Annotated in this window: 18 protein-coding genes and 3 tRNA genes; 6 read left to right on the top strand and 15 right to left on the bottom strand. The window is 67.3% G+C overall.

Translation table 11 applies throughout. The features are described from left to right. Positions 1–12: 12 nt before the first annotated feature. Positions 13–459 (top strand): hypothetical protein, encoded by a 447-nt coding sequence (locus AZH51_RS15935; RefSeq protein WP_291525835.1) that lies wholly within the window; start codon positions 13–15, stop codon positions 457–459. Between the two features lie 9 nt (positions 460–468). Here AZH51_RS15935 and AZH51_RS15940 read toward each other — a convergent pair whose 3' ends face one another. Next, positions 469–1,782 carry a FeoB-associated Cys-rich membrane protein gene (locus AZH51_RS15940; RefSeq protein ID WP_291525836.1) on the bottom strand — a complete coding sequence of 438 codons (1,314 nt, stop codon included), beginning with the start codon at positions 1,780–1,782 and terminating at the stop codon, positions 469–471. A 218-nt stretch (positions 1,783–2,000) separates the two neighbouring features. Beyond that, a complete protein-coding gene (locus tag AZH51_RS15945) occupies positions 2,001–2,234 on the bottom strand; it encodes a hypothetical protein (RefSeq protein ID WP_291525837.1) in 234 nt (77 codons plus the stop codon). Between the two features lie 119 nt (positions 2,235–2,353). On the opposite strand from AZH51_RS15945, the gene purF reads away from it, so the two are divergent. Then, positions 2,354–3,928 carry an amidophosphoribosyltransferase gene (gene purF, locus AZH51_RS15950; RefSeq protein ID WP_291525838.1) on the top strand — a complete coding sequence of 525 codons (1,575 nt, stop codon included), beginning with the start codon at positions 2,354–2,356 and terminating at the stop codon, positions 3,926–3,928. 11 nt (positions 3,929–3,939) lie between these two features. Then, a complete protein-coding gene (gene purM / locus AZH51_RS15955) occupies positions 3,940–5,049 on the top strand; it encodes a phosphoribosylformylglycinamidine cyclo-ligase (RefSeq protein ID WP_291525839.1) in 1,110 nt (369 codons plus the stop codon). 80 nt (positions 5,050–5,129) lie between these two features. Here the strand turns inward: purM and AZH51_RS15960 are convergent, their stop codons facing one another. From AZH51_RS15960 to AZH51_RS15970, 3 genes are all read right to left on the bottom strand, one after another. Continuing rightward, positions 5,130–5,327, bottom strand: a complete 198-nt coding sequence (locus AZH51_RS15960; protein ID WP_291525840.1) for a DUF3073 domain-containing protein — start codon at positions 5,325–5,327, stop codon at positions 5,130–5,132. Positions 5,328–5,508: 181 nt separating this feature from the next. After that, complete coding sequence (locus AZH51_RS15965; protein WP_291525841.1) at positions 5,509–6,111, bottom strand: copper resistance CopC family protein; 603 nt, start codon at positions 6,109–6,111, stop codon at positions 5,509–5,511. Positions 6,112–6,170: 59 nt separating this feature from the next. Then, positions 6,171–7,148 carry an SMP-30/gluconolactonase/LRE family protein gene (locus AZH51_RS15970; protein ID WP_291525842.1) on the bottom strand — a complete coding sequence of 326 codons (978 nt, stop codon included), beginning with the start codon at positions 7,146–7,148 and terminating at the stop codon, positions 6,171–6,173. A 240-nt stretch (positions 7,149–7,388) separates the two neighbouring features. Here AZH51_RS15970 and AZH51_RS15975 point away from each other — a divergent pair, with 240 nt between their 5' ends. Further along, complete coding sequence (locus tag AZH51_RS15975; protein WP_291525843.1) at positions 7,389–8,612, top strand: sodium:proton exchanger; 1,224 nt, start codon at positions 7,389–7,391, stop codon at positions 8,610–8,612. On the opposite strand, the gene AZH51_RS15980 is transcribed toward AZH51_RS15975, so the two are convergent. From AZH51_RS15980 to AZH51_RS16000, 5 genes are all read right to left on the bottom strand, one after another. Then, the gene (locus AZH51_RS15980; protein WP_291525844.1) at positions 8,583–9,254 is read right to left on the bottom strand and encodes a phosphatase PAP2 family protein; all 672 of its coding nucleotides are present in this window, start codon (positions 9,252–9,254) and stop codon (positions 8,583–8,585) included. The genes AZH51_RS15975 and AZH51_RS15980 overlap by 30 nt on opposite strands. 3 nt (positions 9,255–9,257) lie before the next feature. Further along, positions 9,258–9,330 (bottom strand) — tRNA-Phe (locus AZH51_RS15985). 31 nt (positions 9,331–9,361) lie between these two features. Continuing rightward, positions 9,362–9,435: transfer RNA gene (locus AZH51_RS15990), tRNA-Asp, on the bottom strand. Between the two features lie 32 nt (positions 9,436–9,467). Beyond that, positions 9,468–9,540, bottom strand: a tRNA-Glu gene (locus AZH51_RS15995). A 77-nt stretch (positions 9,541–9,617) separates the two neighbouring features. Further along, on the bottom strand, positions 9,618–10,640 hold the full coding sequence (locus AZH51_RS16000) for a PHP domain-containing protein (protein WP_291525859.1): 1,023 nt from the start codon (positions 10,638–10,640) through the stop codon (positions 9,618–9,620). 66 nt (positions 10,641–10,706) lie between these two features. Here AZH51_RS16000 and AZH51_RS16005 point away from each other — a divergent pair, with 66 nt between their 5' ends. Continuing rightward, entirely contained in the window at positions 10,707–11,168 is a 462-nt protein-coding gene (locus AZH51_RS16005) for a hypothetical protein (RefSeq protein WP_291525845.1), read from the top strand. Here AZH51_RS16005 and AZH51_RS16010 read toward each other — a convergent pair. Continuing rightward, positions 11,143–11,655: a hypothetical protein gene (locus tag AZH51_RS16010; RefSeq protein WP_291525846.1), complete on the bottom strand. Its 513-nt coding sequence runs from the start codon at positions 11,653–11,655 to the stop codon at positions 11,143–11,145. The two genes, AZH51_RS16005 and AZH51_RS16010, sit on opposite strands and share 26 nt — an antisense overlap. Before the next feature lie 169 nt (positions 11,656–11,824). On the opposite strand from AZH51_RS16010, the gene AZH51_RS16015 reads away from it, so the two are divergent. After that, complete coding sequence (locus AZH51_RS16015) at positions 11,825–13,093, top strand: hypothetical protein (protein ID WP_291525847.1); 1,269 nt, start codon at positions 11,825–11,827, stop codon at positions 13,091–13,093. Here AZH51_RS16015 and AZH51_RS16020 read toward each other — a convergent pair. From AZH51_RS16020 to AZH51_RS16035, 4 genes are all read right to left on the bottom strand, one after another. Then, positions 13,073–13,702, bottom strand: coding sequence for a hypothetical protein (locus AZH51_RS16020; protein ID WP_291525848.1), 630 nt, complete (start codon positions 13,700–13,702; stop codon positions 13,073–13,075). The genes AZH51_RS16015 and AZH51_RS16020 overlap by 21 nt on opposite strands. Then, positions 13,699–15,453 carry a malto-oligosyltrehalose trehalohydrolase gene (gene treZ, locus AZH51_RS16025; protein ID WP_291525849.1) on the bottom strand — a complete coding sequence of 585 codons (1,755 nt, stop codon included), beginning with the start codon at positions 15,451–15,453 and terminating at the stop codon, positions 13,699–13,701. Before treZ ends, AZH51_RS16020 begins: the two co-directional genes overlap by 4 nt. After that, positions 15,450–17,846, bottom strand: a complete 2,397-nt coding sequence (treY, locus tag AZH51_RS16030) for a malto-oligosyltrehalose synthase (RefSeq protein WP_291525850.1) — start codon at positions 17,844–17,846, stop codon at positions 15,450–15,452. The genes treZ and treY overlap by 4 nt, the downstream gene beginning before the upstream one ends. A 163-nt stretch (positions 17,847–18,009) precedes the next feature. Then, positions 18,010–18,921: a transporter substrate-binding domain-containing protein gene (locus AZH51_RS16035; RefSeq protein ID WP_291525851.1), complete on the bottom strand. Its 912-nt coding sequence runs from the start codon at positions 18,919–18,921 to the stop codon at positions 18,010–18,012. Positions 18,922–19,083: the final 162 nt, after the last annotated feature.

The following is a 19,083-nucleotide window of genomic DNA, read 5'->3' on the forward strand; positions in this document are numbered from 1 at the left end:
GAAGGAGGGCTCATGGTTGCACCCGCTCAGCGGTTTATCGACCGGTTCGCCGATGTCCTGGCGCGATCGGGTTGGCCACGGATGTCGGCGCGCATCTTCGCCAGTCTGATGGTCTCGCCCAGCGGGTCGGCCACGGCCACCGAGCTGGCCGAACTGCTGGAGGTCGGGCCGTCGGCGATCTCCAACGGCGCCAAGATGTTGCGGACGCTGAATCTGGTCGACGTCACCCGGCGCAGTGATCGGCAGATCGTCTACGAGGTTCGGCCCGACGCGTGGATGGAGGCAGTGGCCCACCAGGACGGGGAACTTCGCGCCCTGGAGAGCATCCTCGATGACGGGGCGGCCGTCGCCGAGCGGGATGCCGCGCAGCGACTGACCGAGACGGCCCGGTTCTTTGCCTTCCTACGCGCCGAGCTACCCGACATCGTGCGTCGATGGCGCGAGTCGGATACGGACTGACCAGTCCGGTTACGACCAGGGTCGGAAGCCGGCAGCGCTCGCGGACTGCTCATCCGCGAAGTAGACCTCTGCCTCCGTGTCGGCGTACGCCGCGTGGTCAGGTCCGATGAAGCGCATCGTGTCGCCGTTGCCCTTGACCCAGCCCTCTGGTCCGGATCCGTCGTCGGCCGGCATGACGCTGGTCGCACCGAACGGCCCTGGCTCGAAGCCGTCGGGTGCTGCGGCCACCGGTTCTGGTTGCTGTTCTGGCGCCGGCTCAGGTTCTGGTGCCGGCTCGGGTTCTGGTGCCGGCTCAGGTTCTGGTGCCGGCTCGGGTTCGGGTGTGGCCGCGGCCGCCGGTGCGTCGTCGAGCGGCGGCGGTGGAGTGGCCCAGTCGTCGCCGCCTGAGGTTGCGGCTGGCGCTGGTGCCGGTTCGGGCTCAGGTTCTGGTGCCGGCTCGGGTTCGGGTTCGGGTGTGGCCGTGGCTGCCGGTGCGTCGTCGAGCGGCGGGGGTGGGGTGCCCCAGTCGTCGCCACCTGAGGCTGCGGCCGGCGCGGGTGCTTGTTCAGGCTCGGGCGTCGCCGGTGCGTCGTCCAACGACGGTGGGGGTGCGTCCCAGTCATCGCCGCTGCTGGCGGCGGGTGCTGCCGCTGCTGGCGTGGAGTCAACGGGTGGCGGGGGTGCGTCCCAGTCGTCTCCGCTGCTGGCGGCGGGTGCTGCCGCTGCTGGCGTGGAGTCAACGGGCGGTGGGGGTGCGTCCCAGTCGTCTCCGCTGTTGGCGGCGGGTGCTGCCGCTGCTGGCGTGGAGTCGACCGGTGGTGGGGGTGCGTCCCAGTCGTCTCCGCTGCTGGCGGCGGGTGCTGCCGCTGCTGGCGTGGAGTCGACCGCTGGTGGCGGAGCATCCCAGTCATCGCTCGCCGCGGGGACAGGTGCCGGTTCGGCGTCCCAGTCATCACTCGCGGCGGCTGCAGGAGCAGCGTCAACAGCGGGCGGTTCGGCATCCCAGTCGTCGGCTGCGGGAGCAGGAGCAGGTTCGGCATCCCAGTCATCGGTTGCCGGCGGAGCCGACTCAGTCTGAGCGACAGCAGCTGCCGCGGCAGCAGGTTTCTCCACCTCGGCCTTCGGTTCGGCAGTCTGCGACTTCTGTGTCGGCGCAGCGGGCTCGACCTCGGTGGCGGCGACCTCTTCGACAGCGGCAGGTGCTTCTTCGACACCGATCTTGTTCTCGGCATCGACCCCGTGGATTCCGACAGATCCGCCCTTTCCCTTCTTCGGATCGCGCATGAGGGCATAGAGCACGAGGGCGAGCACCACGATGATGAGCGCGAGGACGATCCACTTCACGAGAGTCACCTTCTACTGCGGCCAGATCTGCTCGTCACCCTAGTAGGAGACAATCGTTGCGTACTACGCAGTAGCCACGAGGACGACTGGCACGCGATCGCGCAGGCACACCACGATTGGCGCGCGATTGCTGGTAATCACGGGCGATCACGGCAATCCCGTACCGATGGCGAGCGACTGCAGCAATCCTGCGCCAGGCGTGAGGGAGTAACCGCAGGTCAGCGATGCGCCCACCAGTCGGCGGCGACGGCGGCCACTCCGCCGAGCAGCGCACCCAACGAGCCGAAGACGACTGACAGATAGCCGATCGCTGACCAGTCCGTGTAGTTGCCGCTGTCCCCAGAAGCACCGATGATCGCGCCGAGGATGATCCCGATCACGGCCCCGGTCACCAGGAACGCGACGATGTTCGGGCTCCGATAGACCTTGCGACGCTCGGGTGGGGTGTTCACCCGACCCACGGTAGGCGAGCGTGCGTGAGGCAACCAATCGGCGTACGTCGATCGGGCACCTGACCGACATCACGTGCTGGACGGCGCGAACCACCCCGGAAACGTGAGAAAATAGGGCAGTGGCGCGTGGTGACGGCAAACTGACGCACGATCTGATCCCCGGCGAGAAGGGTCCGCAGGATGCCTGCGGGGTCTTCGGAGTCTGGGCCCCTGGCGAGGATGTCGCCAAACTGACCTACTTCGGGCTCTATGCCCTGCAGCATCGCGGCCAGGAGTCGGCGGGCATTGCGACCAGCGACGGGCACAGCATCCTGGTCTACAAGGACATGGGTCTGGTCTCGCAGGTCTTCGACGAGTCGGCGCTCGGTTCGATGAAGGGCCACCTGGCCATCGGGCACACCCGTTATTCGACAACCGGCGGCAGCACCTGGGAGAACGCCCAGCCCACCCTCGGGGGCTCCGACCAGGGCACGGTCGCGTTGGCGCACAACGGCAACCTGATCAACACGGTCGAACTACGCGAGATGGTCGATGAGTTGCACATCGGCCGGGAGATCCGCGGTGAACTTGCCCGCGGCAACACTTCGGACACCGCACTGGTGACCACGCTGCTGGCCGCCGACCCTGATCGCAGTCTGGAAGACGCCGCGATGGAGTTGCTGCCGAAGCTGCGCGGCGCCTTCTGCTTCGTTTTCATGAACGAGCGCACCCTTTACGCCGCCCGTGACGCGTACGGCGTGCGTCCCCTCGCGCTGGGCCGGCTCGAGCGGGGTTGGGTGGTCGCCTCTGAGACCGCTGCCCTGCAGACCATCGGTGCCAGCGTTATCCGGGAGGTCGAGCCGGGTGAGCTGATCGCCATCGACGAGAACGGTCTGCGCAGCCACAAGTTTGCGCAGCCGACCCCGAAGGGTTGTGTCTTCGAATACGTCTATCTCGCAAGGCCGGACGCCGTGATCCGCGGACGAGTTGTCCACGAGGCGCGGGTCGAAATGGGCCGCGAGCTGGCACGCGAGCACCCGGTCGACGCGGACCTGGTGATCGGCGTACCCGAGTCCGGTGTGCCAGCCGCGACGGGTTACGCGCAGGAGTCCGGCATCCCGTTCGGGCAGGGTTTCGTCAAGAATGCCTACGTCGGACGCACCTTCATCCAGCCGTCGCAGACGCTCCGCCAGTTGGGCATCCGGCTGAAGCTGAACCCGCTTGAACACACGATTCGCGGCAAGCGGGTCGTCGTGATCGACGACTCGATCGTGCGCGGCAACACCCAACGCGCCCAGGTGCGGATGTTGCGCGAGGCCGGCGCACTGGAAGTGCACGTGCGCATCTCCTCACCCCCGGTGCGGTGGCCGTGTTTCTACGGCATCGACTTCGCAACTCGAGCGGAGTTGATCGCGAACGGCCTTGGGGTAGAAGAGATCCGGGCTTCGATCGGCGCAGACTCGTTGGGCTACATCTCCGAGGAGGGGATGATCGCCGCCACCGAGCAGCCGGCCAGTCAGCTGTGCTCGGCGTGCTTCACCGGTGAGTACCCGATCACGCTGCCCGAGGACGGATTGATCGGCAAGCACGTCCTGGAGACGCTGCCGATCGAGGTCCGCACCGGGCACGACCAGTCCATCGATTACACGGTCGACGCGGACGGTGTGGGCTTGGGCGTCAGTGGCGGTGGCGAAGGCGCCCTCCTGCACCCCTAACCTGATCTGTCATGAGCGATACCCCGATCACGTACGCCGAGGCGGGCGTCGACGTCCACGCCGGTGACAAGGCCGTCGAGTTGATGAAGGCCTCCATCCGCACGGCGCAACGGCCCGAGGTGCTGGGCGGACTGGGTGGATTCGCTGGGCTCTTCGACGCCTCGGCGATCGCCCGGATGGCGCACCCGATCCTGGCCACCTCCACCGACGGAGTCGGCACCAAGGTCGCCATTGCCCAGGCCATCGACAAGCACGACACCATCGGCTTCGACCTGGTCGGCATGGTGGTCGACGACATCGTGGTGTGCGGCGCGGAACCGCTCTTCATGACCGACTACATCGCGACCGGCAAGGTCGTCCCGGAGCGGATCGCGGCCATTGTGTCCGGGATCGCGGCCGCGTGCGCGCAGGCGAATGTGGCGCTGATCGGCGGTGAAACTGCTGAACACCCCGGCTTGTTGGAGCCCGACGAGTACGACGTGGCCGGCGCTGCGACCGGCGTCGTCGAGCGCGCAGACCTGTTGACGCCCGATCGCGTCCAGGTCGGTGACGTGGTCCTGGGTCTTGCCTCGTCCGGCCTGCACTCCAACGGCTTCTCGCTGGTACGCCGAGTGGTCGCCTCCCAGGGTTGGGGCTGGGACACCGAGGTGGCCGAGCTGGGGACTCTGGGAACAGCCCTGCTGACCCCCACGAAGGTATATGCCGCCGACCTGCTGACGCTGATCCGCACCGACGGCACCGACATCCACGCGTTGTCGCACATCACCGGCGGTGGCCTCGCCGCCAACATCGCCCGGGTGCTTCCGCAGGGTGTCACCGCAGTGGTTGACCGCAGCACGTGGGCGCCACCAGCAGTGTTCACCGTGATCGGTCAGGCCGGTCGGGTGCCGCAACTGGACTTGGAGGGCACGCTCAACATGGGCGTGGGCTTCACCGCCGTCTTGCCGGAGGCACACGCGCAGGCCGCGATCGACGTACTGCGATCACTGGGAATCGACGCCTGGCCGATGGGCCGGATCGTCTCCGACGAACAGGTCGACGAGCTCGCGGCACCGGTCGTGCGCGGCGCCAAAGGCGTGGACGCGGGCGGCGCCCAACTCATCGGCGCCTACCGCCACTGATTACCCAACCTTTTTGACGTCGTCACGACGTTGGATCGCAAGATCCGCGTCGCTACGACGTCAAAAAGGTGGAAAAAGAATCAGTGACGCGCTGCCCAGTCGGCGTAGTCGTCGTACTCATCGCCGTCGTCCTGCTCGTTGGCAGCGACGGCCTCCGGCTCGTGCGGGTTCGCATGGCGAAGCTCCCGCTCGAGTGCGTTGAGGTCGGTGTCGGGGGAGAAATACTTCAGCTCCCGTGCAACCTTGGTCTGCTTGGCTTTGGCCCGGCCGCGCCCCATGGCGAGACCCCCTCATGTCTTGTGTGCCGGGCTGCCGGTCGTCGCAAGTGCTGAACTGGGCAGACCAGTCAGACACGTGCGATGTCCGGGGTCCCGGGATCCTGGGCATTTGTCGTGGGGCCAACGGTACCTCAGATGCCACAGGTTTCCCGAACCGGTCGGGCGAATCAACACCGGAGTGTCACGCAGCCGGTTCGTCGTCTTTCAGGTGACGTCGGCCGACAGCCAGCAGCACGCCGATGGCGATCAACACGCCCAAGCCACCCAGAAAGATGAGGAACGGCGCGTTGTTGGTGCCATCGGTCGGCTTCTGCTGGGTGGGCAGACCGGGTGACGTGACCGCACCGGGCAGGCCCGCGACGGTGCCGCTGGTGGTGGTGCTGGCGCTGCTGCTCGTCGAGGTGCTCGGCGTGGTCCCGGTGAAGGAGAACTGGCCGCTGATCGGATGACCGTCTGCTGACGTGACCCGCCACGCCACGGTGTAACTCCCCGCCGGACCGGTGCGCACTTCCTGGGTGACGGTGCGGCCATCGACCTTCGGAACGCCGTTCTGCCACTCCTGATCGCCGTTCTTCACCACGATCACCGCACCCACTGAGGCCACCGACTCGTTGAACGTCAGGGTGATCTGCTTCGGGAAGGCAACCGTGCTGCCGTCCGCGGGATTGCTCGACACGAGGCGGTCGTGGGCGCTCGCTGACGGTGCGCCCACGAACAGCGTCACGGGCAGGACCAGCAGGGCAATCAGGGCGAGCAGGCAGCGGGTCGCGGCAGTGCGAAGCATGGGCCCAGTATCCGGGGTGCGGCGTGCAGCTGCCCAATCGTGGTGCAGCGCCGGGTCGGCTACGCGAGTCGGATTGACTCGATGAGACCTGCTTTGGCAGCGAGGGCTTTGTCGGGGTCGTAGTCGGGTGTGGTCCCGATGAAGAGAATGTCGCGGTCAGCGCCCCCGACCACGCAGGTCAGGGCCGGTTGCCGGGTGCGGACCCGCTGCAGGATCTTGCCGCCCTCACCGACCCGGGCGCATTCGTTGCGCAGCGGGTTGGCCACCCAGATGGTCTGCCCGTCGGGATCCAGGCCGATGCCGTCGGGGGCGATCTGGGTGTTGGAGAACTTGGCAAGGGCGGGTACGTCGACCGCGGCGGATATCCGCCGCGTGGCCCGACCGAGGGGGCCGGGGTTGTTCAATGCCGACCACAACGGTGCCGGGATGAGGCTCGCCCAGATGCGCCGGTCGGTGAGTGTCCCGTCGTCGGCGATGGTGAAGGCGGTCAGACGCATCCCGAGGGTCTCGGCGACAACGAGGGTGCGGCCGTCGCCCAGCACAACCATGCCGTTGGGAAAGAGCAGTGGTTCGGTCGTGCCGATCAGGTGTCCATCGGCGTCGACGATCGCCAGGGGCGTGCTCGGTGGCCCGGGCGGTGCATAGAGCATCGAGTTGGACTGCTTCTTGCGGGATGCATGCAGGTCGAACCCGAAGTTGCCCACGTAGGCGCGGCCGAGCGGATCGACGTAGAGGTCGTTGGCGTCGCCGGTTGCGATGTCGCTCAGGTCGGCGTGCCAGACCAGACTGCCGTCGGCCTCAAGGCGATAGATGACCCGCTCGTCCATGGAAACCGCGAGCAGACGCCCGTCCGGCAGCCAATCGATCCCGCTGACCCGGCCCGGGATGCTGGTGATGTACTCGGCGTCGCCGTCGAGGGGTTTGCGCCACACCCCACCGTCGCTGACCATGTCCACGAACCAGAGCGCGTCGTCATGCCAGCGCAACGACTCCGGTGCGCCCAGTCCCGAGTGCACAATCTGGGTTGTCACAGCCATTGTCCGAGAGTAGGTCCAAGCGGGCGACCGCCGACGACGATTCGCCACTGATCCAGCGGCGCTGCTAGCCTCGTGCACTGCGAAGGGGAGTAGCCCGGTCATCTCCAGATGACAGAGCTGGTCGACATACTGGCGCCATGCGCCCGGCCAGTTCGCCGCATCTGCGGTGGGCGAGACCTTCGGCCAGAATGCCCTGGCCGAGGTCTGCTCCGTGGTCCTCGGCCCTGACGAGGAAGCCGCATGACAACCACTTCGCCATCACCGCCCGGAGTGCGGGTCCTGATCCGCTCTCTGCTGATTGCCGGCGTCATCGCCGTACCCGCCATCGTGCTGCGGCTCAGTTCCGCCCACCCCGTCCCGTGGATCCAACTGCTCATCTTCGGTGCCGCCGTCGTGGCGGCCTCCTTCGTATTGGCCTGGGCCGCGGAGGCCGCGCAGGTGGACGTCTCCGGGGGGCTGGCGATCGCCGTACTCGCCCTCATCGCCGTCCTACCCGAGTACGCCGTGGACCTCTACTACGCGTACACGGCCGGGTCCAACCCGGAATATGTGCAGTACGCCGCGGCGAACATGACCGGGTCCAACCGGCTCCTGCTCGGGCTGGGTTGGCCGCTCGTGGTGCTGGTCTCGCTCTACGTCGCGAACCGGGTGTCCGACCGTCCGGTGCGCGAATTGGCGCTGGAGGCCGGCAACCGGATGGAGCTGGGCTTCCTGCTGGTCGCCGGCATCGTGGCCTTCATCATCCCGATCACCGGGCAGATCCACCTGGTGCTGGGTATCGCCCTGATCGCGTGGTTCGGCTTCTACATGTACAAGCTGACCCGGGGTGAGGCGGAGGAGCCGGACCTGATCGGCACGGCCGCCGCGATCGGTGGTTTGTCGCAGCGTCCGCGTCGCATCACCGTGGTCGCGCTGTTCATCTTCGCCGCGGTCGTGATCCTCGCCTGCGCGGAGCCGTTCGCCGAGTCGCTGGTTGCCTCGGGCAAGGAGTTCGGGATCGATGAGTTCCTGTTGGTGCAGTGGCTGGCGCCGCTGGCGTCCGAGGCGCCGGAGTTCATCATCGCGGTGCTGTTCGCGTGGCGCGGCAAGGGTACGGCGGCCATCGCCACGCTGATCTCCTCCAAGATCAACCAGTGGACGTTGCTGATCGGTTCGTTGCCGATCGCGTACATGGCCGGTGGCGGTCAGGCGGCGCTGGTGCTGGACAACCGGCAGATCGAGGAAGTCTTCCTGACGGCCGCGCAGACCCTGATGGGCATCTCGATCCTGTTGGGGCTGCGGTTCCACCGCTGGGCAGCGTGGACCTTGCTTGGTTTGTTCGTGGTGCAGTTCGCGGTGACCGGCACCCAGGGCCGGTTGATCCTGTCCGTGATCTACCTGGTGATCGCGCTCGCGGTTGCGGTGGTGCAGCGCAAGCACTTGGTGCCGACGCTGCTAGCGCCGTTCCGCAAGACGCCTGCCTAACCGCGAGCTTCTGAGTGCGACCGCCGTCACCGTCAGGACGGCGGTCGCCAGCAGCCAGCCGCCGAGCACGTCGGTCGTCCAGTGGAATCCCAGGTAGACCCGCGACCAGCCGACGCCAAGCGCCAGGACGACGGCACCGGTGACGATCGCCGCCCTGGCGAGCCGCTGCTGGACCGTCCGCAGGAGCAGCAGAGACAGAACCCCGAGGAAGACCGCTGATCCCGCGGTGTGGCCGGAGGGGAAGGAGAACGAGTTGGGCGGGGCGCCCAGCATCTCGGCCACGGGAGGCCGCGATCGGCGTACCAAATTCTTGACGATCACGACGGTCAGGCCGGTCAACCCCAGACTTGTTGCCAGCGCAACCGGCCCGAGGTAGTCGCGGCGGAGCGCCATCACCGCGCCCACGCAGCTGGCGAGGACGATCACGACGCCTACCCGGCCCAGCTGGGTCACGGCGTGCGCGACCGTGGTCAGCGTGGGAGTGCGTGCGTCGTCGGCCGCATCCTCGATGCGGGCGTCCCACCGGACCAGTCCGGTGTTGGTGCGGACCTGGATCACCAGGAGCACGAAAAGAAGCACCGCCCCGGCGACGATGCAAAGGGCGGTGGGGTGCTGCCGCAACTCGCCGCGGAATGAAGCCATCTGTGGCCAGAGACGGGGTCGAACCGCCGACCTAGCGATTTTCAGTCGCTCGCTCTACCAACTGAGCTATCTGGCCGAACTTCACACCCACGAGTGGGTATGAAAAGCGACCCCGACGGGACTCGAACCCGCGACCTCCGCCGTGACAGGGCGGCGCGCTAACCAACTGCGCTACGGGGCCTTGATGTGACAAGACCTGCAAGTTGCCTTGCGTATCCCCAACGGGATTCGAACCCGTGCTGCCGCCGTGAAAGGGCGGTGTCCTAGGCCTCTAGACGATGGGGACCTGTCCGACAGGTCCCGCACCGCAGGTGCCTAAGCCCGGTTCCGTCGAGGACTCCGCAACTATAGGCGAGGCGCGGCCTAACCACCAAAACGGTTAGCCCACGCCAGCAAATCCTCCAGCGGCCAGGTGTCGATGATGCGTTCGGCGGGCACGCCGAGAGCCTGCGCACGGGCGCATCCGTACTCCTGGAAGTCCAGCTGTCCCGGGGCGTGCGCGTCGCTGTCGATGGAGAACAAGCAGCCCATCTCCAGCGCCATGGTCAGCAGATCGTCGGGCGGATCCTGGCGCTCCGGGCGGGAGTTGATCTCAACCGCCGTGTCGTGCTCCAGGCACGCCTCGAAGACGGCGCGAGCATCGAACGTGGACTGCTTGCGCTTGCCGCGGTCGCCCTCTACGAGGCGGCCGGTGCAGTGGCCCAGGATGTTGACCCGCGGGTTGCTGACCGCGGCGACCATGCGCCGGGTCATCGGTGCCTTGTCCATCGCCAACTTCGAGTGCACTGAGGCGACCCGGACCGCCAACCGGTCCAGCATCGCCTCGCTCTGGTCCAGCGAGCCGTCGTCGAGGATGTCGACCTCGATGCCGGGCAGCAGCCGGAAGCCGTCGACGTGCGCATTGATCGTGTCGATGACACCGAGTTGCTGGGTCAGGCGCTCGGCGGACAGCCCGTTGGCCACCCGCAGCCGCGGCGAGTGGTCGGTCAGCACCAGATACTCATGGCCCAGTTCGATGGCAGTGGCCACCATCTCCTGGATGGGTGAGCCGCCGTCGCTCCAGTCCGAGTGGCAGTGGCAGTCCCCGCGCAGCGCCGCCCGCAACTCCTGCCCTCCCTCAGCCAGGTGTTCGGGCGACTCAGCCTCCAGCTTGGCCAGGTAGTCCGGGGTCTGCCCGGCCATCGTCTGCTGGATCACCGACGCCGTGGCCGGGCCGATACCGGGCAGATCCTCCAGCCGACCCTGCTCGTACGCCGCGTCGAGCTCTGCCGGGTCGAGCCCGGCGACCGTGTCTGCCGCTTTGCGGAAGGCCTTGATCCGGTAGGTGCCCTTCCGGCCGCGCTCCATCAGGAAAGCGATGCGGCGCAACGCGTCGAGAGGTTCCAGTCCGTCCGGGGTGGTCACAGCCCAACCCTGCCACCGCCGCCGACGCCGATGGGTAGGGTGCACGCGATGAGGTTCTGGTTGGTCCCGCTGGCGTTGGCGCTGGGCGCCGCCCTGGTGTGGTGGGTCCGGCGCCGCACCGCCTCGACGTACGTCGAGTGGTTGATCCGGCGGGCGAACGGTGACCCCCAGCGGGGCCGGCGAGCCGTCGTTGTCACCCAGGTCGCCGCCCTGGTCGCGGCGCTCGCGATCCTGGTGCTGGCGGTCTTCGCGGAGCAGTGGAATCGATGGTTCTGGCTGCGAATCCCGTTGTGCGTGCTCGTCATTGCGACCTACGTGCCGTTGGCTGTGTCCCTTGCGCCGGCCCGGTTCCGGTGGCAGCGGTCGGCTGCGATGAAGGTCCTCGAACGCGGCGCCAGCGTGCCCGTCGCCGACGCCATCGCGGGGGCGGGGCGGATCTTCGCGCCGATCGGTTCGGTGGTTTTCCTGGTCGCCGCGCTACTGCTCAGCTGGCACCATCTGCAGACGTAACCGTCACGTTCGTCCCGGCCGGCGGGTTCGGCGACGGCACCATGCCGCGCGCCCGCTCGGCGATCGCGGCCTGGATCTTGGGTCGCAGGGTGTTGACGGTGAACACGATGGCCACGACACCGAGCGCCATCACCAGCCGCGGCTGGCGCACACCGCGCTTCTCCAGGAGCGTCTGCACCTTCTGGTCGGCTTTGAGGGCCAGGCCCGAGCTGACGAGTGCGAACCCGGTGGCCGTCGCTCCTGCGAACGGTGCTGCGGTCTGCGCCCGACCCACCGCGGCGGCGGCACGCGGCGGCAGCTTGTTGTCCACGACGCCGGGCATCCGGTCGCTCACCAGCGCGGCCAACGAGGTCGCGGTGCGGGCCAACGAGACACCACGCCGGGCCGCACGAGGGACGCGCGCGGGGGAGACAAGGGTGATCGCGCCGGCTGTCAGGGCACTGATCGCGTTGCGGACCACGGGGTTGGTAGCGCTCAAATCGGGCATATGCCCACTCTAGGCGGGTACTCCAGGCGGGCACTCTCGGCGGGCCGATAGCGAACCCGGCGACACGCAAGGTTGCTTGCAGAGAGTGTTCAGCGCGGCGTCATAGCGTGAACGCTGCAGGAGTTGACCGGCCTCGGGGGCCGTCGCACAGCTCGATGGGACGAACGGTATGGCAGACATCGGACGACGCGCCGTAGTAGGCGGAGGTCTCGCAGCAGGCGCTGCTGCCTCGTTGGCGGCCTGCAGTAACGGCAACGGTGCACCGCCGCGGGCGCGCCTCGTGGCCGCCACCGCGAGCCCCTCCGATGCGAAGCCGTCGCCACTCATCGGTGACGGATCCACCTCCGACACCGGACCGCAACCGCACCAGCCGACCTGGCAGAAACTCCAGCCGGGGGACACCCCGCCGCAACTGGTCGTCATCTCCTGGGACGGCGCGGGCAACCTCAAGGGCAAGATGCTGCTCGACCGGTTCCGGGGAATCGCCAAGGAGACCGGGGCGTCGATGACGCTCTTCCTCACCGGGCTGTGGTTCCTTCCGTCGGCCAAGAAATCGCTCTACCATCCACCGAACAAACCAGTGGGCGCCTCGGCCATCGGCTACTTCGACGATCACTCGGTCCACGAGACCATCCGTGGGATCGGTCAGGCGTGGCATGAGGGCCACGAGATCGGGACCCACTTCAACGGGCACTTCTGCGATCCCAAAGGGGTCGGCTCCTGGACGCCCGAGCAGTGGAAGGACGAGATCGCCCAGGCGAAGTCCTTCGTGCAGAACTGGAAGACCAACACCGGTTTCACCGACCTGCCCGCGCTGCCCTTCGACTACGAGAAGGAACTCGTCGGGAGCCGCGCTCCCTGTCTGCAGGGCAGCGCGAACCTGCGCATCGCGGCCTCGCAGTTGGGCTGGCGTTACGACTCCAGCGCCAACGGAGTGCAGATGTGGCCCAAGAAGGTCCGCAACCTGTGGTCGGTCGACCTGCAGTCGATCCCGTTCGCGGGGCACGGCAGCCGCTCGGTGCTGTCCATGGACTACAACCTGATGTACAACCAGTCCAAGGTCACGCAGGGTCCGTCGTCGATGCACGCCACCTGGAAGAAGGAAGCGGTCGCCTCCTATATGGCTGGCTTCAACCGCGTCTACAACTCCAACCGGGCGCCGCTGATCATCGGCAACCACTTCGAGACGTGGAACGCCGGGATCTACATGGATGCCGTCGAAGAGGTCATGCACGAGGTGGCGAAGAGGCCGGACACGCACATCGTGTCGTTCCGCCAGTTGGCGGACTACCTCGACCTGCAGGATCCCGCGATCCTGGCGAGGCTGCGCACACTGCCGTTCGGCACGAAGCCACCGGGGGGCTGGTCGGAGTTCCTGCAGCCGCTCACCGGCGCCGCCGCGACAGCGGCTGAGAAATCAAACACCCTGCCGACCTGAGGCGTCCCTCGGCCGATCGATGATCGAGGTAACGTCCGTGAGCGACGGGCGGCGCGGCGTACTGGAGAAGCCGAAGTCGGGTGCCGGGTCGACCGGCGCGAGCGCGCCGAGGTCCTGACCGCGCCAGGTGCCGGCCAGACTGATGATGGCCCGTACGTCGTGTGCCCCGTAGTACTCGCGGCGCCCACCCCCTGCCGTCCCCCGGGTCCGCACTCCTCGCAGCACGATTCGTGCGATCGGATCGGTCAGCACCGTCATCGCGGGTGACTCGGACACCGCCCGCGGGATCGGCCACAGCAGCGCGCCGAGCAGCGTGCGCCGACCGATACCGAGGCGGACGGACAGCTCGTCGCTCTCGAAGGACCACGTGTCGGCGCTCGGCGTGAACCGGATGTCGGTGACGACTTCCGAGTCGAATTCGTAGGTCTGGGAGACGTATTGGGCAACGTCCCGCGTCGGCGCGACGAGGGTCCGGTGCCCGGTGGCATCGGCCACCATTGCGTCGGTGAAGCTGCCGAAGGGCGATTGCGGCCAGTGACCGATGACGACCCGCACTCCGGAGGTGCTGCCGGCTCCGGAAATCTGCCCGCGGAAACGATCCCTGATCACGAAGTCGCAGGACCGACCAGGACGGTGCCGTCGGGATCGACGTTGACGACCGGTTTGTCGGAGCCGGCTGTGGTGCGGTCGAGTTCGGCGTCGAAGGCAGCCACGACGACCTCGCCAGGGCCGAGGCCGATCGGGACACTCTCGCTGCGCAGGTTGACCACCAGCCGGTGGGCACCACGCTGGATCCGGATGAGGTCGTCGTCGATGGTCGTCGCAACGGTGCCGAGGGAGGCATCACTCAGGTCGGTGATCTGCTGCCGCAGCGTGATCAACGTGCGGTACCAGTCCAGCAACCGGGCGTGATCGCCGCCCGTCGGCTGCGACCAGTCGAGCCGGGAACGGATGAACGTTGCCTCGTCCTGCGGATCGGGGACCTGCGAACCCCAACCGTGCGAGGCGAATTCAGCCTTTCTGCCCTTCGACACCGCCTTGGCGAGCTCTGGATCCTGGTGATCGGTGAAGTACTGCCAGGGAGTCGTCGCGCCCCACTCCTCACCCATGAAGAGCATCGGGGTGTAGGGACTGGTGAGCAGGATGGCCGCGCCGGCGGCGACGCGGCCGACCGACACCAGTTGCGCCAGTCGGTCGCCGGTGGCGCGGTTGCCCACCTGGTCATGGGTCTGCAGCGACGCCACGAACCGCCACCCCGGCGCCGTCGCCGGGTCGACCGGTCGGCCGTGGTGGCGCTCCCGGAAGGTTGAGTAGGTGCCGTCGTGGAAGAACGGCGTGCGTAGCACCTTGGGCAGCGCGTCCGGGTTGGCGAAATCGCCGTAGTAGCCGCCGGTTTCGCCGGTGAGTCGCACGTGCAGAGCGTGGTGGACGTCGTCGGCCCACTGTGCATCCATGCCGAGGCCGCCGACGTTGCGCGCCGAGACCGTGCCGGGGTCGTTGCGGTCGGATTCCGCGATCAACGTCAGTTCGCGCCCCGAGGCGGTGGCCAACATGACCACCTCGGCCGCGAGTTGCTCCAGGAACGGCAGAGCGCGACTGTCCAACAGCGCGTGCACGGCGTCCAGACGCAACGCGTCGATGTGGAAATCGCGCAACCACATCATGGCGTTGTCCAGGAAGTACCGCCGCACGTGGTCGCTGCCCGGTCCGTCCAGGTTCACCGCTGAACCCCACGGTGTCTTATAGGCATCCGTGAAGTACGGCCCGTAGCTGGGCAGGTAGTTGCCGCTCGGACCGAGATGGTTGTAGACGACATCCAGACACACTGCGAGGCCGCGCTGATGACACGCATCGACGAACCGCTGCAAACCTGCGGCCCCACCGTAGGGCTCGAACACGGCGTACGGGCAGACGCCGTCATACCCCCAGCCGCGGCTGCCCGGGAAGGCGGCCACCGGCATGATCTCCACAACGGTCACGCCGAGGTCGGCGAGGTAGTCCAGCCGGTCGATGGCACTCGCGAAGGTGCCATCCGGGGTGAACGTGCCGACGTGCATCTCGTAGATGACACCTCCCCGCAGCGGTGGAATGGTGTATTCGCCGTCCTGCCAGTCGTATTCACCCAGATCGACAACCGCCGATCGTTCGTCGGGGCCGTCGGGCTGGGACAGCGAGCGCGGGTCGGGCAGCACCTTGGACTCGCCGTCGTCGGTGTGCAGCACGTAGCCGTAGCGGTCGCCGACCACCGCGTCCGCGTCGCCGGTGAACCAGCCCTGCTCGGCCGCGGTCAACCGGATCCGCTGCTCGCCCAGCGCCAGGTCGACATCGGAGGCCTTGGGTGCCCAGACCTCGAACTTCACGAGACCTTCTCCAGTACGGCGACCGGCAGCTTCTCGAGTACCTCACCGACCGTCGTGGTACCGCCAGCGATCTCGACCCCGGTCAACACATCCCGCCACGGTCCGTCGGGCAGTTTCACCTCGGTGTCCGCCCAGCCACCGTCGCGCGCGAGGCGGGCTGGTGCACGGGTCACCAGTACCAAGACTGCATCACGAGATCCACTGCCGGGCAATCGAAGTCGCGATGCGTTTCCCCGGGTGAACGCAATCAGGTGGTCGTTGCCGGTCTTCACCGGTTGAAACCCGCCGTCGAAGACACCAGCCAGTCGCTTGCGCAGATCCAGCAGCCGCCCGACCAGGTGCGTCTTGTCGGCGCTGAGATCACTTCCCCAGGCGGTGTCACTGATCAGCGCCCGGGCGTGGGCCCCATAGTCGACCGGTCTGCGGTTGTCCGGGTCGACCAGGCTGAGGTTGACTGCCTCGCAGCCCTGGTAGGTGTCGGGGATCCCCGGGATGGTCAGTTCCAGGGTCCGGGCGCCTAGCACGCAGGCCCGGATGGCTTCCGCATTCGCGGCCAGAGCATCCTCGATCGCGTCGTGGGTTGCGCCGGAGTCCCGGAACTTCTTCGCCAGGGCAATGACTTTCGCTTCGTACTCCTCGTCAGGCGCGGTCCACGTGGAGTGCAGCTTGGCTTCCCGCAGGGCCTTGGTGAGGTACTCGGTGAGGCGGTCATCGTCGATGGGGCCCACGCCGAGAACGGTCTGCCAGACGAAGTGCCCGGTGTCCGCATCGAGGTCGGCCTTGTCCGATTCCTTCCGCGCGGCCGCACTGATCCGGGACCAGGCGTCGGGGTCACCGCCGACAGCGACCAGTCGCGCACGCACGTCCTCTGATCGTTTCGTGTCGTGCGTGGACAACGTCGTCATCGTGCGCGGCCAGGTGTCCGGTCGGGTGATGGACCAGACCACCAGTCGCTCCGGGCCGGCGGTCGCGAACCGCGTCGGATCGCCACCGACCTCATTGAGCGCGACGAAGGGGTTCCAGCGGTAGAACGTCGTGTCCTCAATGCCCTTGGCCATTACCGGGCCCCACGTCTGTTGCAACCGGATGCCGAAATCCGTTGCTGCCTGGTCGTCGTCGGCAAAGACGGTCAACGGCACCAGGGCGGTCAACTCCGCACCCAGATCGGGTCGCGACTCGGCAGCGGTGACGAACGCCTTGCTGAGCCGGGCCCGGGCGTGCTCGCTCAACCGGGTCTCGGGTTTCGCGTACGCGCGGTAGACCTCACCGGCCACCACGAGTTCGGTGATTGCCTCGCGGAGCCGGTCGGGGTCGTGATCGGGCAACGCCTCCGTGGCCCGGCGGGTGAGGCGTTCGACCTCTGGACCGAAGGACTGTGTGACGACCTGCCGCTTCGCAGCGGCCACCGCGGTCTCGTAGTCGGGCTCGCCACCGGAGGCCACCCACTCGTTCTCGATGACCTCGGCGCTCGCCTCGTCGATCAGGGCGGTGTCGATCAGGCCCAGGACGTCGTACCCCGTCGTGCCGGCGCACGGCCAGTTCGAGGGCAACTGCTCGGTGCCCTCCAGGATCTTCTCGACCCAGATCGGCGTCCCTCTCTCGGTGCCGTCGGTGAGGCGTTCCAGGTAGCCAACGGGGTCGGCCAGGCCGTCGGGGTGATCGATCCGGAAACCGTCGATCAGGCCTTCCTTGTGCAGGTCCAGCAGCAGCGCGTGGGTCGCATCGAACACCTCGGGTATCTCGACGCGGACGGCGATCAACTCATCGACCTCGAAGAACCGCCGGTAGTTGAGCACCTGGTCCTTCTCGTGCCAGCTGGCTAGCCGGTAGTGCTGCTGTGCGACGGTTGCGGCGACGTCGTCGCTGACGGTGCCGGGCGCGAGCGGCCAGACGTGGTCGTAGTACCGCAGTACCGGCTCGTCACCGGTTGAATCAATGGTGAGTTCGCCTGCGGCCAGGACTTTTTCGAGGGTTTCACCCAGGACGGGGATACCGAGCTTGCCGTCCCCGGCCGCCCAGTCGATGTCGAACCACTCGGCCGTTGCTGCGTCCTGACCGTCCCGGAGCACTTGCCACAGTTGGTGGTTGAGGTTCTCGGGCGCTGCAAAGGCCATGTGGTTGGGCACCACGTCCACGATGATCCCGAGGTCGTGCTCGTGCGCCGCCCGCACCAGAGCCTCGAAACCTTCCCGGCCGCCCAACTCAGGGTTGATCGCGGAGTGGTTCACCACGTCGTACCCGTGCATCGAGCCGGGCATGGCGGTCAGGATCGGGGACAGATACAGGTGGGAGACACCCAATTCCTGCAGGTAGGGCACCTGCTCGGCGGCGTGGGCGAAGGTGAAGTCGCGGTGTAGTTGTAGCCGGTACGTCGCTGTGGGCGTGTCGCGCATAGGTCCATCCTGCCGTGGCTGGCTGGGCATCACTTCCCTAAGGGCATGCGGGCAGGCGTGATCTGGCCTACGTGCGGCGTCTTCGTGCGCCCCCACCGTGACCGACTTTTGGAACGGGATTCACCTGGGAACAGCGTTTCCGGGTGAATCCCGTTCCAAAAGATCAGAACGGAGCCGGCGGATTCAACTGCGAGGTCGTGATCGCGTTGTCCGGGACCTTCCACTTGGCCAGGATCTTGCCGTAGGTGCCGTCCTTGATCAGCGAGTTGACAGCGCTGACGAGGGCTGGCGCGATCGGCGATCCCTTGGCCGTGGCAAAACCGACCGGCGTCGTGGAGAACGTCCCGAGGAACTTGGTGTTCGGGATCTTCGTCGCCTGGTACTTCAACGTGACGGCCGGGCCGAAGAACACATCGACCTTGCCGTTCTGCAGACCCAGGTAGATCGGTGCGGTGTCGGCGAAATACTGCACGTTCCAGTTGGGCTTGCCGGCCTTGGCGCAGTCGCCGGCGTGGGCCTCCAACTGCTTCTGGAAGGTTGTGCCGGGCGACGTCGCGAGCTTCAGACCGCACAGATCCGTGATCTGCGAGACCTTGTCGACCTTCAGGTCCTTGCGGCCGAGGAACGCCTGGCCGTCGTTGAGGTAGGTCGCGAAGTCGACGACCTGGCTGCGGGCCTTGGTCACGCCGAAGTTGGCCTGGCCCGCCTGGTACTTGCCGTTCTGCACCCCCGGGATGATCGAGGCGAAGGTCCCGAACTCCTCCTTGAAGGTGACGCCGAGTTTCTTGGCGACAGCATCGCGCAGATCGACCGACAGGCCGATCTCCTTGCCGTTCGCGTCGACGCCCGCGTGGGGCAGGCCTGAGGTGCCGACCGCCTGCGTGGTGCCGAGGGTGATGACGTCGGACTTCTGCACCGTCTCCGGCAGGAGTTTGCGGGCCGCGTCGTCGACCTTCACCGAGCTGACCAGGTCAGCGGTGGGCTGGGCCGGGGTCGCGGCCTGACCGGAGGAGGAGCAGCCGGCAAGGGCGATTCCCAGGACGGCGAGAGCCGGGATGAGAGGGCGCGTGGACATGGTGGTTCCTTTCGAGGGGTGGCGTACGCCAGGTGGTCGGGTGTGGTCTGCGTGTGGGGGTTTGGTTTGCTCTGGCCGGTTTGGGACGCGTTGACCCACGATTCGCGAAACAGTGGGTCAACCCGTCCCAAACCCGGGGGAAGGCGGGGTGTGGTGCCGGGG

The organism is Branchiibius sp. NY16-3462-2, from assembly GCF_001594145.1.
Taxonomy (GTDB): Bacteria; Actinomycetota; Actinomycetes; order Actinomycetales; family Dermatophilaceae; genus Branchiibius.

What these genes read in the sequence shown, in the direction of transcription:
- AZH51_RS15970 (WP_291525842.1), bottom strand. Translation starts at nt 7,148, where the DNA reads ATGGCTGTGACAACCCAGATTGTGCACTCGGGACTGGGCGCACCGGAG.
- AZH51_RS16015 (WP_291525847.1), top strand. Translation starts at nt 11,825, where the DNA reads ATGGCAGACATCGGACGACGCGCCGTAGTAGGCGGAGGTCTCGCAGCA.
- AZH51_RS16005 (WP_291525845.1), top strand. Translation starts at nt 10,707, where the DNA reads ATGAGGTTCTGGTTGGTCCCGCTGGCGTTGGCGCTGGGCGCCGCCCTG.
- treY (WP_291525850.1), bottom strand. Translation starts at nt 17,846, where the DNA reads ATGCGCGACACGCCCACAGCGACGTACCGGCTACAACTACACCGCGAC.
- AZH51_RS16035 (WP_291525851.1), bottom strand. Translation starts at nt 18,921, where the DNA reads ATGTCCACGCGCCCTCTCATCCCGGCTCTCGCCGTCCTGGGAATCGCC.
- AZH51_RS15975 (WP_291525843.1), top strand. Translation starts at nt 7,389, where the DNA reads ATGACAACCACTTCGCCATCACCGCCCGGAGTGCGGGTCCTGATCCGC.
- AZH51_RS15960 (WP_291525840.1), bottom strand. Translation starts at nt 5,327, where the DNA reads ATGGGGCGCGGCCGGGCCAAAGCCAAGCAGACCAAGGTTGCACGGGAG.
- purM (WP_291525839.1), top strand. Translation starts at nt 3,940, where the DNA reads ATGAGCGATACCCCGATCACGTACGCCGAGGCGGGCGTCGACGTCCAC.
- AZH51_RS15935 (WP_291525835.1), top strand. Translation starts at nt 13, where the DNA reads ATGGTTGCACCCGCTCAGCGGTTTATCGACCGGTTCGCCGATGTCCTG.
- AZH51_RS16010 (WP_291525846.1), bottom strand. Translation starts at nt 11,655, where the DNA reads ATGCCCGATTTGAGCGCTACCAACCCCGTGGTCCGCAACGCGATCAGT.
- AZH51_RS15980 (WP_291525844.1), bottom strand. Translation starts at nt 9,254, where the DNA reads ATGGCTTCATTCCGCGGCGAGTTGCGGCAGCACCCCACCGCCCTTTGC.
- AZH51_RS15965 (WP_291525841.1), bottom strand. Translation starts at nt 6,111, where the DNA reads ATGCTTCGCACTGCCGCGACCCGCTGCCTGCTCGCCCTGATTGCCCTG.